We start from the raw sequence: 15,812 nt of genomic DNA, 5'->3' as shown, positions 1-15,812 counted from the left end.
AAAACGGAAAAATTATCGATTTAGTACTTGAAGAATCTGTACTGCTGTCAGCCCTGCTGTTTCTGTTCTTAGTCTGCTCTTTCCAAGGGATATTGGGTTGAAACCCCTGGCTATTGCTTCTTCTATTTCCTTTGGATCAAAATCTCCTTCAGGGCCAATTAGAACGAGATAGTTTCCATTAGGCTTCGCTAAGTCCATCAAATGATGATCATGATTTTCATCTACATATGCGATAAATTTTTCAAAATCATCATATTTCTTTGACCCTATCAAGTTCTCCAGTTTCTGGATTGGATTAAGTTCTGGAATCCTGAATTTTAAGCTCTGTTTACAGGCGGAAATTATCTTTTTTTCCAAACGGTCTGTTTTTAAAAAACTTCTTTCGGAATTCATGGTCTCCAAAAGAGTCAATTCATGAAAGCCGATTTCTGTTATTTTCTCTACCATCCATTCCATTCTATCTGGGCTTTTAGTGGGAGCAATCGCTAAGTGAATGTGGAAGGTGTCCTTTGGAACTGTAGCTGAATGAAGGACCTTAAGTATTGTTTTTTTCTGATCAGCTTCTAAAATCACACATTCAAAAAGTTCTCCTTTACCATTCGTAATTGAAACAGGATCTCCTTGTTTTTTTCGAAGAACACGGGTAAGATGCTTGGATTCATCTGGTTCTAGTTTAATCAAAGGAGGGGTAATGTTTTCCTGAAAGAATAGCTGCATAAGTCAAAATTAAAAACTAGTCTATATAAAAAAAGCACATTCCTATGAAGAAATGTGCTTTAACCAAAAAAACCTTTTAATCAAATTAACCTTTAGAGATCTCCATGTTAACGGTTTTCCCCTTGATAGTATTGTGCTTCATGACTTTGATGACATGATCAGCATCTTTTTGTGGAACATCTACAAATGAGAAGTTGTCATAGATATCAATCCCTCCAATAGATCTTCCTGGTACGCCTGCTTCTCCAGCAATTGCACCTACAATATCGTTAGGTCTTATTCTATCTCTTTTACCAAGGTTGATGAATAAACGAGCCATATTAGCTTCTCTTACTCTGTCAGGTCTTCTTCCTCCTTCACGTGCACCTTCTCTTCTTCCACCTCTTTCTCCTCGGCCTGATCGATCACTTGAACCTCTCTCACCTCTGCTGAATCTTTCTCTTCCTCCTTCTCTTCTTCTGTCTCCATAAGAATCCAAGCTGAAGTCTTTATCTCTCATTTCCTTGACAGCATCTCCCATGTGAAGTTTCATCAAACCTAGAGCAATCTGCTCGATTGATAAACCTTCTGTCAGTAATTGACCTATGGTAGCTTCAAAAATCTGATTGTCTTCTTCCTTGCTTAATACTCTGTGAACATCCTTAGCGAACTGAACTTTTTTCAATTCGATCAATTCTGAAACGGATGGAGGAGTCATCTTATTAATAGAGGCCTTGGTGAAACGCTCCAGGTCACGAACTTTCATTGCATCTCTTCTTCCAGAAACAAAGTTGATAGCAGTTCCTGATTTTCCTGCTCGTCCCGTTCTTCCGATTCGGTGTACATAATACTCCTCATCTAAAGGTAGGTCGTAGTTGAATACCGCTTCTACATTATCTACATCAATTCCTCTCGCAGCTACATCTGTTGCAACTAGTACAGTACAAAGACCTTTTCTGAACTTGCCCATTACTTTATCACGCTGTGCTTGCGAAAGATCTCCGTGTAATGCCTCGGCAAGAATTCCTTTAGAACCCAATGTTTCTGTTACCTCATCTGTCATACGCTTTGTATTACAGAAAACTACGCTCAACGCATAATTATTTACAGTCATTAAACGGGCCATCAATTCAAGCTTTAATGAAGACTTCACCTCATAGTAAACCTGCTCGATTCTATCTACCGTTAATTCTTTCTTTGCAACCTTGATTATTTCAGGGTTGTTTTGATACTTTCTTGTCAGATCAAGGATAGGCTTTGCCATAGTTGCAGAGAAGAAAATTGTCTGTCTTTCTTCCGGCATCTCCTGTAAAATCGTCTCGATATCATCCCTGAAGCCCATGTCTAACATTTCATCCGCCTCATCCAAAATGATGATTCCAGCATTCTCCAATTTCAAAGTCCCACGGTTGATGTGATCTTGAACCCGGCCTGGAGTTCCAACTACAATTTGAACTCCTCTTCTAAGCGTTCTTATTTGTTTGTCGATTGATTCACCTCCATAAATGGCAACTGAATTAATTCTTCTGTGGAATTTTGCAAGCTTTTGTATTTCACCTTCCACCTGTACTGCTAGTTCACGTGTTGGACAAAGAATGATTGCTTGAGGGTGATTTAATTCCGGATCTACCATATCAATGATAGGGATCGCGAAAGCTGCAGTTTTACCAGTTCCAGTTTGAGCCTGTCCTATGACATCTCTACCCTGTAAAAGGAAAGGAATAGCTTGTGATTGAATTTGGGAAGGTTGGGTGTAACCCATCTCTTCCACAGACTTAAGAATTTCGTTAGAAATTCCCAAGTCAGAGAACTTGAGTGTATTTTCCATGATGTGTCCTTACTTTTCTTGCCATGTACTCCTAGTGTTTATCCCAGACAAGCGACAGTAAGGATTTCACGGCTTAGAAAAATTATTATACGTCTTATTGACGGTGCAAAAGTAGAATAAAATATTTGGATATCAAACTTCTTTTCAAAAGTTTATTAAAGTACTAGTGAAAATATAGGGGCTCAAACAAAAAATATTTGGTTATTAAATGAATGACTTGTCTTTTGTGGCTTCTTCAATCATTTCTTCCGCTAATTCTTTTCCCAAATATTTATCTATCAATCCATGTGCTAGATAGAGTAGGGGAGTCAAAACAATAGCTACTACAAACTTATAAATGTAGTTCATGATTCCAACTGCAATAATTTGGCTTAAGCTCCAGTTTCCGAAAATATAAAATGCTATACCCAAAACCACGAATGAATCTATGAATTGAGAAACAAATGTAGATCCAGTAGCTCTCAGCCAAATCATTTTTTCTCCGGTAACTTCTCTAAGTTTTTGGAATACATAAACATCGATTAATTGACCTAATAAGAATGCCGTCAATGATCCAATAATAATTCCTCCTCCCTGACGAAAGATGGTATTGAAGGCGTAATTAATATCAAAGAAATTTCCAGAAGGGGTTTCTGCATTTACTTCCAACCAAAAATCTGCAGGAACTAATCTTACCACAACACTAATGACTAAAAATATATAGGCTATTAAGCCAGCGGTCAGGAAACTGATTTTACGGACTCCTTTTTTTCCGAAGTATTCATTAATAATATCTGTAGTAATAAAAACAATAGGCCATATTATTGCGCCTGCCGTCAGATTAAAGTCTAAAACAAATTCTCCGAAAAAAGTCCAGTTTACTGGTTCAAATCCTAATGTCTTTTCACCTGAAAAAATTTTCACGCCTATAATCTCGGCTAAAATCGCATTTGTAAGAAAAATGCCGCCCAATATGATGAATAGATTGGTTTTTCTGGAACTTTGAGATTTATTCATTCTATGGAAGTTATGGAATAGGTTTGTCCTTCTTCACTTAAAATACTTTCTGAGAATACATCTTTAGCTTCAATAAGCATTTGACTAAGATCTACATACCTGGAAGAAAAATGTCCTAATAATAATCGCTTTGCTCCAGAAATGGAAGCTATTTTGCCGGCTTGAGCACTGGTACTATGGAAAGTCTCAGCCGCCCTTGCTTGATCATCTGAAATAAAAGTGGATTCATGATAAAGCAAGTCTACATTTTTGATGTAAGAAGTAATATTCGGATCAAAAATTGTGTCTGAACAAAATGCATACTTTCTTAAGCGATGCATAGGATAAGCGTAGTCTGAAACTTTAACAATTGACCCATCCGTTTCTTCATAATCTTTCCCACTTCTAATAGAATGAATTGCCTCCAATGAAATAGGGTTTTGGAGAAGCTTTTCTTTTACCAGATTTCGGAATCCTGATTTTTCACTTACCAAAAAGCCAGTGGTTGGTAAGCGATGTTTAAGGGGAAAGCTGTGCACAGTAAACTGAGGGTTATCTAACAAAAGATTTAATCCTGTGGTTTCTGTTTGAACAAAGCTAAGCGGGTAATTAAGCTTTGTATTACTCCAGCGAAAACTAACTGTAATAATTTCATCCAAACCTTGTGGACCAAAAATTGTTAAAGGCTTTGTTCTTTTGGACAGATTGTAAGAGGAAAGCAATCCTATAAGGCCTAAATAATGATCACCGTGCAGATGACTAATAAAAATATTTGAAATTTTGGAAGACTTGATTTTGTACCTCCTGAGTTGCATTTGAGTGCCTTCGCCGCAGTCCAGAAGCATAAGCTCCTGGCCAAAGCGAATTACCTGTGAGGTATGATTTCTTCCATGAACAGGTATAGAGGAAGTATTTCCTAGAATGGTGACTTCAAAGTCTGGGATCAATCCTCCTCCTCTTCTTCTTCTTCTCCACTTTCAATTTCATGCATAAAGATAGCTTCACCAGCTTCTTCTAAAGTACTTACAATAGTAAGCTTTTTATCTAGCATAGAAATCTTCAAAAGCTTCATCACATGGTCTTGAACGCCCGAAAGAATAAAAATCCCACCATTTCGACCAAACTCCCTATCTCCAACTAGTAATGCGCTTAAACCACTGGAATCCACATATTTAACATCGCTTAGGTCAAGGACCATGTGCGGATATCCTTCTGCTTGAATCGTTAAAATCTCGGATTTTAAAGCAGGGGCAATTAAGGAGTCAATTTTCTCCTCCAACGGAGAAAACACAACATATTGTTCTTTTTTATCTATAGAGTATTTCATATCATTTTTAAAGATTAACCCAGGTGGGCAAGTATTGCTTTTTCGATTCTATTTGAAATTTGTTTTGTTTCGGCCTTTTGAAATTTTTCCCCTGTAATTTTTTCAAAGAGCTCAATATAACGATCAGATATGCTTTCTACAATTTCGTCAGTCATTTCAGGCACAGATTGGCCTTCCTTGCCTTGGAATCCATTTGCGATAAGCCACTGTCTTACAAATTCTTTGGATAATTGTTTTTGAGGAAGCCCTTTCTCCTGATTTTCTTCATAACCAGCTGCATAGAAATAACGAGAAGAATCTGGGGTATGAATTTCGTCTATAAGAAGTATTTCATCACCAAATTTACCAAATTCATATTTGGTGTCAACTAAAATTAAGCCCATTTCGGAAGCCATTTCTTGACCTCTATTGAAAAGAGCACGAGTATATTTTTCAAGCACTTCATAATCTTCCTTACTGACAATTCCTTGTGAAAGTATTGCCTCTTTGGAAATGTCTTCATCATGTCCTTCTGATGCCTTAGTAGTAGGAGTAATGATTGGCTCAGGAAAAGGATCGTTTTCACGCATGTTTTCGGGGAGTTCCACTCCACAAAGTGACCTTTTTCCTAATTTATACTCTCTAGCCGCATGACCAGCCATGTATCCTCGAATTACCATTTCTACCTTGAATGGTTCACATTTTTTACCAATGGTCACATTCGGATCGGGTGTAGAAGTCACCCAATTAGGAACAATGTCTGATGTGGCTGAAAGAAATTTGGCGGCGATCTGATTTAGTACTTGTCCTTTGTACGGGATAGGTTTTGGTAAAACCACGTCAAAAGCAGAAATTCTGTCTGAAGCAACTACGACAAGTTCTTTTTCGAAAATATATACGTCTCTTACTTTTCCTTTATAAAACCCGATTTGACCTGGGAATTGGAATTGAGTTTCTTTTATCGCGTTGCTCATACTAATTCGGTTTTGGCAAAAATAGAAAAAGCTTTGCCTTTCTTTCTCTCACTATTCTAAAATTTATAATTTTTGAAAGCTTTTTTTATTTTCTTCAATTCGAATCAGATTTCCATCTTTATCATAGAATTCCTGTTTACCTGTTATTTCTCCATTCTTATAACGACGGATTTCTTCAATAGAACCATCTTCCCTGAATATTTTGGTTTCACCTTCTAGTTGCCCATTGAGGTAATTTAGCTCAAAATTCACCTGACCATTTTCGAAATAGGTAATTTCTTTTAGTGCTTCACCTTGATTATCGAATGTCCTTTTGGCTTTCAATTTTCCTGATTTATAATATTCCTCATATGCTTCTAACGGAATCCCTTTTTTGAAAAGACCTTTTTCTTTCAACTCTCCTGTTTCGTAATAAACATTTAACTCACCCTCGATAAGGCCTCTTTTATAAGTGCCTCGTCTCAGAGCTTTTCCGCTAGGATAATTAAGTTCATAGAGTCCATGTAGTTCTCCTTTTTTGAAATCTCTAATCGCCTCGATATTTCCATTGGGGAAATAAACAGTTTCTCTACCATCTAAATCTCCATCAAGGTAATTTGATACTATATGGGGAGCTCCATCTTCAAAAAACTCCTCATATGCTCCATCTAAAGTTCCTTCAGTATAATTGATTTTTGAAGCAAGGACCCCATTTTCAAAGTATTTTTCACTCGATCCATGAGGTTTATTGTTTTTGAAGACTGTTCTGTCTTGTAGTTGTCCATTTCCCCAGTAAGTCAGGACCAAACCTTGTATTTTATCAGACTCGAAGGTCAATTCCTGACGGATTTGTCCATTTGGATAGAAACTTTTGCTAGGACCGGTTCTTTCATTGTTTACAAACTGGGTGATGCGTGTAGTATCTCCCGTAGATGGATTTAAATCATAAAAATAACCATCTCTTTTATCGTCCTTTAAATTTCCGATTTGGATCAGATTGCCGTCCTCGTCAAACCTTTGAACTTTCCCTTGTGCAAGTCCATTTACCTTTACAAAGATTTCTTTCAAAATCGGAAAATCACCCCCATAATAAGTCCGTACTGTGTCTTGCCCATAAATAGGACTTAATGATAGAAAGGATACTATTAGGATGAAAAAGACTTTCATTTATTGGTGTCAAGAAACCGTTAGACTGTAGGTCTTGTGGAAGATGATGATTTGAAATTAAAGCTTTTCGATGACAATTGCGGAAGCTCCACCTCCTCCATTACAAATTCCAGCCACACCAAACTGTCCATTTTTCTGATGCAATACCGAATTTAAAGTGCTGATGATTCTAGCACCTGAAGCTCCAAGTGGATGTCCTAATGACACAGCTCCTCCATAGACATTAACTTTTTCATTATCCAAGTTTAGTTCTTTTTGGTTTGCTAAAGCAACCGCAGAAAATGCCTCGTTTATTTCATAGAAATCAATATCCTCACTAGTCAGCCCTGCATGTTTGATTGCTTTTGGAATAGCTAAAGCTGGTGCTGTTGTAAACCAAAGTGGGTCTTTAGCGGCATCTGCAAATCCTCTGATCTTTGCCAATGGTTTTAATCCTAAAGCCTCGGCTTTTTCTTTGCTTACTAAAATTAATGCAGAAGCTCCATCATTCATCGTGGAAGCATTTGCAGCAGTTACTGTTCCTTCTTTATCAAAAACTGGTCGGAGCGAAGGGATTTTGTCAAACATGACATTTTTATATTCCTCGTCTTCATCTATAATAATGGTTTCACCTTTTCTGCCTTTCATCTCTACTGGTACCACTTCATCTTTGAAATAGCCTTTCGCCCAGGCATCGGAGGATCTTTGATAAGATTGAATAGCATAGGCGTCTTGTGCTTCTCTACTAATATTCATTTCCTTTGCTGTATTATCAGCACAATTTCCCATTGGGAATTTATAGTACACCTCAAATAATCCATCTTTTACCAAGCCATCCACAAACTCTGCATTTCCATATTTGTAACCAAATCGGGCTTTTGGAACATAAAAAGGAACATTAGACATACTTTCCATTCCTCCGGTAACTACCACGTCATTAATTCCTAACATGATGGATTGGGCTCCAAACATAACTGCTTTCATACCAGATGCGCAGACTTTATTTACAGTTGTACAGGGAACCTGATAGCCGATTCCAGCGCCAATTGCAGCTTGGCGTGCAGGGGCTTGTCCAAGATTTGCAGAAATAACATTCCCCATGAAAACTTCCTGAACCTCTTCCGCTTTTACTCCACTTTTTGAAAGTGCGCCTTTGATAGCAATACTACCTAATTCCACTGCAGTTAATCCAGCCAACTTCCCTCCAAAACTTCCCAGTGGGGTTCTTACAGCTGAAACGATATATACTTCTTTGATCATCTTTATTTGGGTTTTGAGTTAGTGATATTCCGAAAGGTTAAGACTTAGTTGCGGAGATTTCTCCTCTCGATAGCTATCGAGAAGGTCGAAATGACTAAAAATCCACTAACGATTTACCAGTCAGGAATCCCTCTTTTTGGCCTTTGGGTAGGTTTCTTTTTATTCTGTTGGATATAACGGAGTTCAGCGGCATTCATACTTTCCAGAATTTGTGCAGCCTGCTCTGGAGTTAAATTCATTGCTTTAAGTTTTTCTTTAAACTCCTCCATAGCTTTTTGGCGATCAGCTAAATTTGCATCCTTTTGATCATTTGCATTTTCCCCAACATCATCTTGAGTCTGTTCGGAAGGATCTCCTTCCTGTCCTTCCTTAGCTTTATCCTCTTCAGTTTTTTCGCCCTGATCTTGTTGTTGCTGATCTTGCTCAGACTGTTCGCCTTCTCCTTTTTGATTTTCGTCTTTTTGCTGCTGATCCTGATTTTGTTGAGGATCTTGATTCTGATCTTGCTTTTCTTGATCTTCTTCCTGCTCTTTTTCTAGCTTTTCCTTTAATGCTTGCAGTTTTGCATCACTTGGATATTTCCCCAACCCTTCATTAACTGTGTTTAATGCTAATTCTTTTTCAGTTTTCACATAAGACCTCGCAGCCCGATTGAAATAATCACCGGCAGTTTGAGCTTGTAATTGCCCAAATGTGATTCCTGTAAAAAGACCAAGAAGTAATAGAATTTTATTTTTCATCGATTTCTGTGACTTCTGTTAGACTACTTATAAACTCCTGATAGGCTGCAACAGTTTCATCTTGCTGTAAAGCTTCATTCATTAAATTCAACGCATCTTTAAATCTAAATTGTTCCACTAAGCGATCGGCCTCAGCTTTTTTACGCTTTGCAAACTCAGAAGGCTCAGGTTTATTCTGATCCTGATTTTTTCTTTCCTCGTCTCGCTGCATCCAGCGGGCAAGCATTTCGTAATTATATCTGGCTACTTCGTTTGTTGGATCTTTTATTAAGGCTGATTGAAACTTATTCAATGCAGCTTCATATTCTTGTTTATTTCCAAGTAAAACGCCTGATTGATTGAATGCAAATGAGGAAAGCATTTTATTGGATGAAATAGATGCCTTATCGTAAGAAGCTGCTGCCTCATCTGGCTTTTCAGCGTAGTGATAACTCAAGCCGAGGTTAAAATCCAATTCTGATGAGGAATATTGGAAATTTTCGATTAACCCTAAATGTTTTTCAACTGACAGTTCATATTCAGTTTTTGAATAACTCTCTTCAGCTTCTTCTATAGCTGAGTTAAGTCTTGATATCCTTGTCCATGAACTAGGAATAAAAACCAATAATGCCAACAAAACTTTGCTCCAGCTCATATTATAACTTGATGGTTTTGATTGGTAAAATCATATCGATTAAAGATAAGGCTAATGCTGCTAGTAGAAAATAAAAATATTTATTAGCAGATGCCTCTACAATTCTAGAGCCAGTAACTCCTCCCTCTAATCTTTCCAGTCTATTAATTAAATCTCCCACTTCCTGAACTTCGTCGGAGATTTCGAAATATTGTCCATCAGTTTCGGCAGCGATCTGCTGTAAAGGAGTTCTTTCCAAAACAGTTTTCGCAGGTTGACCGGTCTGAGGATCAATTACTACGCCATTTCCTCTAGGAATCGTACTGCCTGATTCCGTACCAATTCCTAAAGAAAACACCTTAACTCCTAGGTCATTTAATTGGGTGCCAATACTTTCTAATTCATCTCCAAAGTTTTCTCCGTCAGAAATCAAAATAATTGATTTTGATTTGACTTCCTGACTCTCATCTTGTTCAAATCTTTCCAATGCTATTCTAAGTGGGGCATTGAGATCTGTCCCGAAATTTGGGACGAGTCCTGTATTTAAACCATCGATGTAAAGTTGAAGAACACTCTGGTCAAAAGTCAAAGGACATTGCAAAAAAGCCTCAGAACTGAAAATAATTAAACCAATTCGGTCAGATGGAAAGCTTTTGGTGAACTCTTTCAACTCGTACTTTACACGCTGAAGCCGGTTTGGTCCAATATCCGTTGCATTCATGGATTGAGATAAATCCACCGCAATGAAAATATCTTTACCTTCTTCTTTTATCTCCTTTGTGGATGTACCTATAGATGGACCAGCAAATGCCACAAGAAATAGCGCGAAATAAGTAGTCCGAAGGACCATTTTAGTAAATAGTCTTCTTTTCTCTACTTCCAGCCTTTTATTTATAGACCAGTACCGGAATAGATAAACAAAATAGAGCAAGCTAAAAAGACCTGCAAGAAAGAGAGTGAGTTTTACGTCGGGATATGCCCAAATCATGGCCTGAAATTATAAAATAAACCTTACTTTAAAAGCGACTTTAAAACGAGTGGTTTAATGCATCGCCAAGAAAATGAAAAATTAACAAACATTAATTTTAGGAATGAGTATAACAAAGGAGTTTAATCACCATTATACCAAGAATGCAACTTTTTAGCAGGCTTTCAAATCTTTTATTTATTTGGATATTATTATTTGGGTTGACAGGTTCTCTGTTAGCTCAAGATGATGAATATTTTACCGGATCGGTATTAGACGCATCTAATTCAGATCCCCTCATTGGCGCCAATGTTTATTGGGAAGACAACCTTAATTCGGGTGTGGTTACTGATTTGAATGGGAAGTTTAAACTGAAAAAGCGAGCACTTCCCTCTAGGTTGGTGGTTTCCTATTTAGGCTACGAAAAGTCAATTAGAAATATTTCCGAAAATGAGGCGGAAAAAGAGATCAGGTTCTTTTTAAAACCTTTGGAAATGTCTTTGGATGAAATAATCATTCAAGAAAGAAGACCTGATGAACAAATTAGAAATCTTGAAACCGGAAAAGCTTCTATTCCCATTGAAACGATTAAAAATATTCCGGCACTATTTGGTGAAGTTGATTTGCTGAGAAGCTTACAGCTTTTACCAGGAGTTCAAACTGCTGGAGAAGGGACGACAGGGCTTTTTGTTAGAGGAGGTTCTGCCGATCAAAACCTGGTTCAAGTAGACGGTGCTCCTGTATTCAATCCTTCCCACTTTTTTGGGTTTTTCTCAGTATTTAGTCCTGATGCCTTAGATCAGGTTAATCTATATAAAGGAAATATGCCTGCAAGTTATGGAGGTAGGTTGTCCTCCTTGATTGATGTTTCCCTTAAGGAGGGGAATAATGAACAAATTCATGGAGAAGGAGGAATAGGAAGTATTTCTTCTCGTTTTATGCTTAATGGACCTTTGTTTTCTGATAAATCTACTTTCGCGATATCAGGAAGAAGAACTTATGCAGATTTGTTTTTAAAGCTTTCCAGTAATGAGGACATCAAAAACAATAAATTGAACTTTCATGATCTCAGTGCCAAATTTGCATTTAGGATAGGAGAGAAGGATAAAATCACACTTTCCAGCTATGAAGGAAGCGACTTTTTGGGATTAGATGAGCAATTTGGCTTAGGATGGAGGAATTGGGTTACTTCTTCAAAATGGAGTCATACCATATCTGAAAATTCCTTTTTTGATTTAGATCTCTATCACTCCCGTTATAATTATCAGGTTGAGTTTGATGATCCAGATGCTGGCTTTACTTGGGAAAATAAATTATCAGAATCTGGAATGAAAGGACAATGGAGTTTGATGAATTCAGATAAAATCCAGACCTATTGGGGATTCCAAAGTCAGTTTTATCATTTTGCTCCGATTGGTTTAGATCCAGCAGGAGGTAGTGCGATAGAGCCTATTTCGACAAATCCTAAAAATGGCTTTTTAAACAGTGTTTTTGCAGGAGGTTTAATTGAACTTTCACCTAGACTAAGTACTGAGTTTGGCTTGAGGTGGAGTATGTACCACCAAGTGGGCAAAGGAGTTGATTATTTTTATGAAGGAGGGATTCCCACTGATGAAGCAGAATTGACTGACAGTGTCAGCTTTGGAGTCTTGAAACCAATGCACTTTTATCAAGGTTTGGAGCCTAGATTAGCATTTAGATTCCTTGTCAATGATGAGTTTTCTATTAAAGCCGCTTATAACAGAAACTATCAATATGTGCAAATAGCTTCAAATAGCTCTGCAGGCCTGCCAATTGATCGATGGATTTTGGCAGGAAAATACATGGAACCACTAAGGTCGGATCAAATTTCTCTTGGGCTTTTTAGGAATTTCAATCAGAATAGATGGGAGTTTTCCGTAGAGACCTACGCGAAAGATATTAGAAATACTATTGATTTAAAAAATGGAGCTTCAGTTTTATTTACTGATCAGGTTGAGACAGAAATTCTAAGTGGAGATGGATATGCTTATGGAGTAGAGTTCTTATTGCGTAAAAATGTAGGTAAGACTACTGGTTGGCTGGCTTATACTTATTCAAGAACTTGGAGAACTATAGAAGGAATAAGTCTTGGAGAGCGATATAATCCAAGATATGATAGACCGAATGATATCACCTTAGTGTTGAATCATGAATTTTCTCCAGCATGGTCAGCAGGTTTGACATTTGTTTACACGACAGGGCAGGCAGTTTCATTTCCGGTAGGAACTTATGGGGTAGATAATCAGAACGTTCCTTTGTATTCTGATTTCAGAAATAAGGATCGTTTCCCGGATTATCACAGAATGGATGCATCCATTACATGGAAAAATCCAGATAAGGGGAGGAAATGGAGAGGAAGCTGGAATTTTAGTATTTATAATCTTTATGGCAGGAAAAATCCATTTGCTTATGAATTTAGAGAAATAATAAATGATAAAATTAATTATGACCCAGAAGTGGATGGGCCTGTTGTATCCAGGAACCAAAGTGTTGTCATGACTTATTTATTTACTTTCTTACCTTCTATCACTTATAATTTTCAATTCTAACATGAAAAAAGTTTGGCTAATAATGTTCTGCTTTTTCCTCCTTTCCTGTCAAGAAGAAGTTAACCTGCCCTTGGCTAAAATTGATGGAATAGTGCCTGTAATAGAAGCTATTTGGACTGATATTCCTTTTTATAATGAAGTGAAAATCACCTTAGCCCAAAATTATTTTGATTCATCAGATATTACAGTGGTTTCTAATGCACTTGTTAGGATTTTGATTGAAGGGACTTCCATCTATATTCCTTTTTATTTCAATGAGGATACACAGAGTTATAAGCCTGTTAGGGAAACAGACACTGCAATCGTAGGTGAGTCCTACGAACTTCAGGTTTTTTGGGAGGGAAATTATTACACATCTAAAGGCCTGATGCTAGCTCCACCTATTTTAGATAGTCTGAACTACTCTTATCAAGAAGAAAGGTTATTTAGAGATGAAGGATATTATATAAAAGTGTTTGGAAAAATTCCTTTCGAGGAAAATAATTTTTACCGGATTAAGGTTATTGAAAATGATACGTTAAAGAATGATAGAGACGATTATCTTTTATTTGACGATACCTTTGGACTTCAGTTTTTTGAAGAGGGATTAGAATTAAATTACCCTTTTGAGGAAGGAGATAAGGTTAGAATGGAGTTATTTCGAATGAATAAAGATGCCTATGATTTCTTTTCGCAATTAGTAGGCTTGCTTTTTAATGATGGAGGTCTTTTTAGTCCCCCACCTCAAAATCCTGACTCTAATATCATTGTCGAAGAGGGTGAGGGAAAGGTGCTCGGTTATTTTTTGGTTACTCCCATTTTGACAGAAACTGTTTTTATTAGAAATGATTAAGATTGAGAACTTTTTAAATATATTATCGTAATATTGCAATATATCTATGGGGGTAACAAAATCGAATTTATTTTCCAGTGACCAAAATAAGCTGGCCAGATTGGCAAAAGCATTGGCACATCCTGCAAGGATAGCAATCATTCAACATTTGCTTAAAACCAATACCTGCGTGAATAGTACACTTGTTCAGGAATTGGGCTTAGCCCAGGCTACGATTTCTCAGCATTTAAAAGAATTGAAAGAAATTGGAATTATCCAAGGGACTATAGAAGGAGCATCCATTAGTTATTGTATTCATACTAGGAAGTGGGAAGAAATGCAAAAACTGCTTAATGAGCTTTTTGATACCTATCAGACTTCATCTGGTGATGGAGATTGCTGCTAAAAAAAATTAAATTTATTTATCGTAATATTACAATTAATATGAAATTATCAGAGATCAAATCAAAATTACCGGGTCTGGGAGAATTAGTTTTTAAACTGCCAGATGGGTCTTCAGTACCTGCGCATTTCCATGTGACTGAAATAGGACAGATAAACAAACATTTTATTGATTGTGGTGGCAAAATTAGAAATGAAAAAGCTATTTCATTTCAACTCTGGGAAGATGGAGATTTTGACCATAAACTAGGTGCTAATAAACTTTTGGATATCATTGAGCTATCTGAAAGAGTTTTAGAATTGGAAGATTTAGAAGTAGAAGTAGAGTACCAATCCGACACCATAGGCAAATATGGACTGACTTTTGACAATAATGAATTCCATTTAACTACCAAGATGACTACTTGCTTGGCAAAAGAAAATTGTGGGATTCCGACTTCTAAACCAAAAGTCAGTTTATCAAGTCTTAAAGTTAAAGAAGGTGAGTCTTGTGTTCCAGGTGGAGGATGTTGTTAAGTTAGCGTATGCGTTTATTTCCTAGAATTGATAAAACAATTCAAATTATTAAAAAAAGGGCTATTCCTAAAGAAAGGAAAGTTGTGTTGCAGCCTTTGGTAAGCTACATGATTGCCCAAATAAAAAAAGAGAAGCCGATCAAATTAAATTTTATCTGCACACATAATAGCAGGCGAAGTCAATTTTCTCAAATCTGGGCTCAAGTTGCAGGTTCTTATTTCAATTTGCCCGTGGAGAGTTTTTCCGGTGGATTGGAGGTGACAGAATTTAATTCGAGAGCTATTTCAGCTTTAAGCCAAGATGGGTTTGAGGTCAAAGCAATAGGGGATAATAATCCGATTTATGAATTAAGCTATTCTAAAAAAGAAAAACCAATTTTGGCATTTTCTAAAGTTTTTGATGACCAATCAAACCCAAAGGTTGATTTTGCAGCAATTATGACTTGTGATCATGCAGACGAGAATTGTCCTTTTATTCCAGGATCTGATACTAGAATTCCAATACAGTTTGAGGACCCAAAAAAGTTTGATGAGACTCCTTTAGAAAATAAGATGTATTCAGAACGATCTCATGAGATAGCATCAGAATTATTTTATGCTTTTGGTCAGGTAAAAAAACAGGTAAAAGAGTAAACTGAATTTAATTTTTTTAAAAACCTTAATTGAGATTAAGTTTTTCTTTTAGAAGTTTAAAATCCACAGGTTTGGTTAAAAATGCATCTGCTCCAAGACTTTTTGCCATATTATAATTCTGCTCGTCTCCATAAGCAGATATCATCATCACAATCGGTTTTGGAGTGAGTTCTTTCTCTTTAATTTCTTTCAATAACTCAAATCCACTCATTCCTGGCATATTAATATCTGAAAGAATTAGAATTGCTTCATGATTTAGCTTATCAATGTATTCCAGTGCTTCTTTTCCAGAAAAAGCAAACGCAAAATCAACAATTTTCGAGCGGATTTCCTTTCTGAATCGCTGTTCAAAAAGTATTTTCACATCTAGTTCATCATCTACAACTAATATTTTCAT

General features: G+C 36.8%; 17 protein-coding genes. 5 read left to right on the top strand and 12 right to left on the bottom strand.

The window, feature by feature from the left end; genetic code table 11:
- Window positions 1-12: 12 nt before the first annotated feature.
- From AAGF08_RS10240 to AAGF08_RS10190, 11 genes are all read right to left on the bottom strand, one after another.
- Complete coding sequence (locus AAGF08_RS10240; protein ID WP_343511064.1) at window positions 13-717, bottom strand: 16S rRNA (uracil(1498)-N(3))-methyltransferase; 705 nt, start codon at window positions 715-717, stop codon at window positions 13-15.
- 85 nt (window positions 718-802) lie between these two features.
- Window positions 803-2,524: a DEAD/DEAH box helicase gene (locus AAGF08_RS10235; protein WP_343511063.1), complete on the bottom strand. Its 1,722-nt coding sequence runs from the start codon at window positions 2,522-2,524 to the stop codon at window positions 803-805.
- A gap of 204 nt (window positions 2,525-2,728) precedes the next feature.
- Window positions 2,729-3,520: a queuosine precursor transporter gene (locus tag AAGF08_RS10230; protein ID WP_343511062.1), complete on the bottom strand. Its 792-nt coding sequence runs from the start codon at window positions 3,518-3,520 to the stop codon at window positions 2,729-2,731.
- A complete protein-coding gene (locus AAGF08_RS10225; RefSeq protein WP_343511061.1) occupies window positions 3,517-4,446 on the bottom strand; it encodes a ribonuclease Z in 930 nt (309 codons plus the stop codon). The genes AAGF08_RS10230 and AAGF08_RS10225 overlap by 4 nt, the downstream gene beginning before the upstream one ends.
- Entirely contained in the window at window positions 4,443-4,826 is a 384-nt protein-coding gene (locus AAGF08_RS10220; protein ID WP_343511060.1) for an STAS domain-containing protein, read from the bottom strand. Before AAGF08_RS10220 ends, AAGF08_RS10225 begins: the two co-directional genes overlap by 4 nt.
- A gap of 14 nt (window positions 4,827-4,840) precedes the next feature.
- Complete coding sequence (locus AAGF08_RS10215) at window positions 4,841-5,779, bottom strand: phosphoribosylaminoimidazolesuccinocarboxamide synthase (protein WP_343511059.1); 939 nt, start codon at window positions 5,777-5,779, stop codon at window positions 4,841-4,843.
- A gap of 63 nt (window positions 5,780-5,842) precedes the next feature.
- A complete protein-coding gene (locus AAGF08_RS10210; protein ID WP_343511058.1) occupies window positions 5,843-6,925 on the bottom strand; it encodes a hypothetical protein in 1,083 nt (360 codons plus the stop codon).
- A gap of 57 nt (window positions 6,926-6,982) precedes the next feature.
- On the bottom strand, window positions 6,983-8,161 hold the full coding sequence (locus tag AAGF08_RS10205; RefSeq protein ID WP_343511210.1) for an acetyl-CoA C-acyltransferase: 1,179 nt from the start codon (window positions 8,159-8,161) through the stop codon (window positions 6,983-6,985).
- Window positions 8,162-8,277: 116 nt separating this feature from the next.
- Window positions 8,278-8,904, bottom strand: coding sequence for a hypothetical protein (locus AAGF08_RS10200; protein ID WP_343511057.1), 627 nt, complete (start codon window positions 8,902-8,904; stop codon window positions 8,278-8,280).
- Window positions 8,894-9,538, bottom strand: coding sequence for a hypothetical protein (locus tag AAGF08_RS10195; protein WP_343511056.1), 645 nt, complete (start codon window positions 9,536-9,538; stop codon window positions 8,894-8,896). The genes AAGF08_RS10200 and AAGF08_RS10195 overlap by 11 nt, the downstream gene beginning before the upstream one ends.
- Before the next feature lies 1 nt (window position 9,539).
- On the bottom strand, window positions 9,540-10,505 hold the full coding sequence (locus tag AAGF08_RS10190; protein WP_343511055.1) for a VWA domain-containing protein: 966 nt from the start codon (window positions 10,503-10,505) through the stop codon (window positions 9,540-9,542).
- 143 nt (window positions 10,506-10,648) lie between these two features.
- Here AAGF08_RS10190 and AAGF08_RS10185 point away from each other — a divergent pair, with 143 nt between their 5' ends.
- The 5 genes from AAGF08_RS10185 to AAGF08_RS10165 are packed head-to-tail and all read left to right on the top strand — an operon-like array spanning window position 10,649 to window position 15,415.
- A complete protein-coding gene (locus tag AAGF08_RS10185) occupies window positions 10,649-13,054 on the top strand; it encodes a TonB-dependent receptor (protein WP_343511054.1) in 2,406 nt (801 codons plus the stop codon).
- A 1-nt stretch (window position 13,055) separates the two neighbouring features.
- Window positions 13,056-13,886 carry a DUF4249 family protein gene (locus tag AAGF08_RS10180; RefSeq protein ID WP_343511053.1) on the top strand — a complete coding sequence of 277 codons (831 nt, stop codon included), beginning with the start codon at window positions 13,056-13,058 and terminating at the stop codon, window positions 13,884-13,886.
- A 46-nt stretch (window positions 13,887-13,932) separates the two neighbouring features.
- Entirely contained in the window at window positions 13,933-14,271 is a 339-nt protein-coding gene (locus AAGF08_RS10175) for a metalloregulator ArsR/SmtB family transcription factor (protein ID WP_343511052.1), read from the top strand.
- Window positions 14,272-14,309: 38 nt separating this feature from the next.
- Complete coding sequence (locus tag AAGF08_RS10170) at window positions 14,310-14,783, top strand: DUF6428 family protein (protein ID WP_343511051.1); 474 nt, start codon at window positions 14,310-14,312, stop codon at window positions 14,781-14,783.
- 8 nt (window positions 14,784-14,791) lie between these two features.
- The gene (locus AAGF08_RS10165) at window positions 14,792-15,415 is read left to right on the top strand and encodes a protein-tyrosine-phosphatase (RefSeq protein ID WP_343511050.1); all 624 of its coding nucleotides are present in this window, start codon (window positions 14,792-14,794) and stop codon (window positions 15,413-15,415) included.
- Window positions 15,416-15,440: 25 nt separating this feature from the next.
- Here AAGF08_RS10165 and AAGF08_RS10160 read toward each other — a convergent pair whose 3' ends face one another.
- Entirely contained in the window at window positions 15,441-15,812 is a 372-nt protein-coding gene (locus tag AAGF08_RS10160) for a response regulator (protein ID WP_343511049.1), read from the bottom strand.

The sequence above is a fragment of the Algoriphagus sp. SE2 genome (assembly GCF_039563885.1).
Classification (GTDB): Bacteria; Bacteroidota; Bacteroidia; order Cytophagales; family Cyclobacteriaceae; genus Algoriphagus.
The sequence above is the reverse complement of the archived record's forward strand: the minus strand, read 5'-3'. Positions and strand labels throughout refer to the sequence as shown.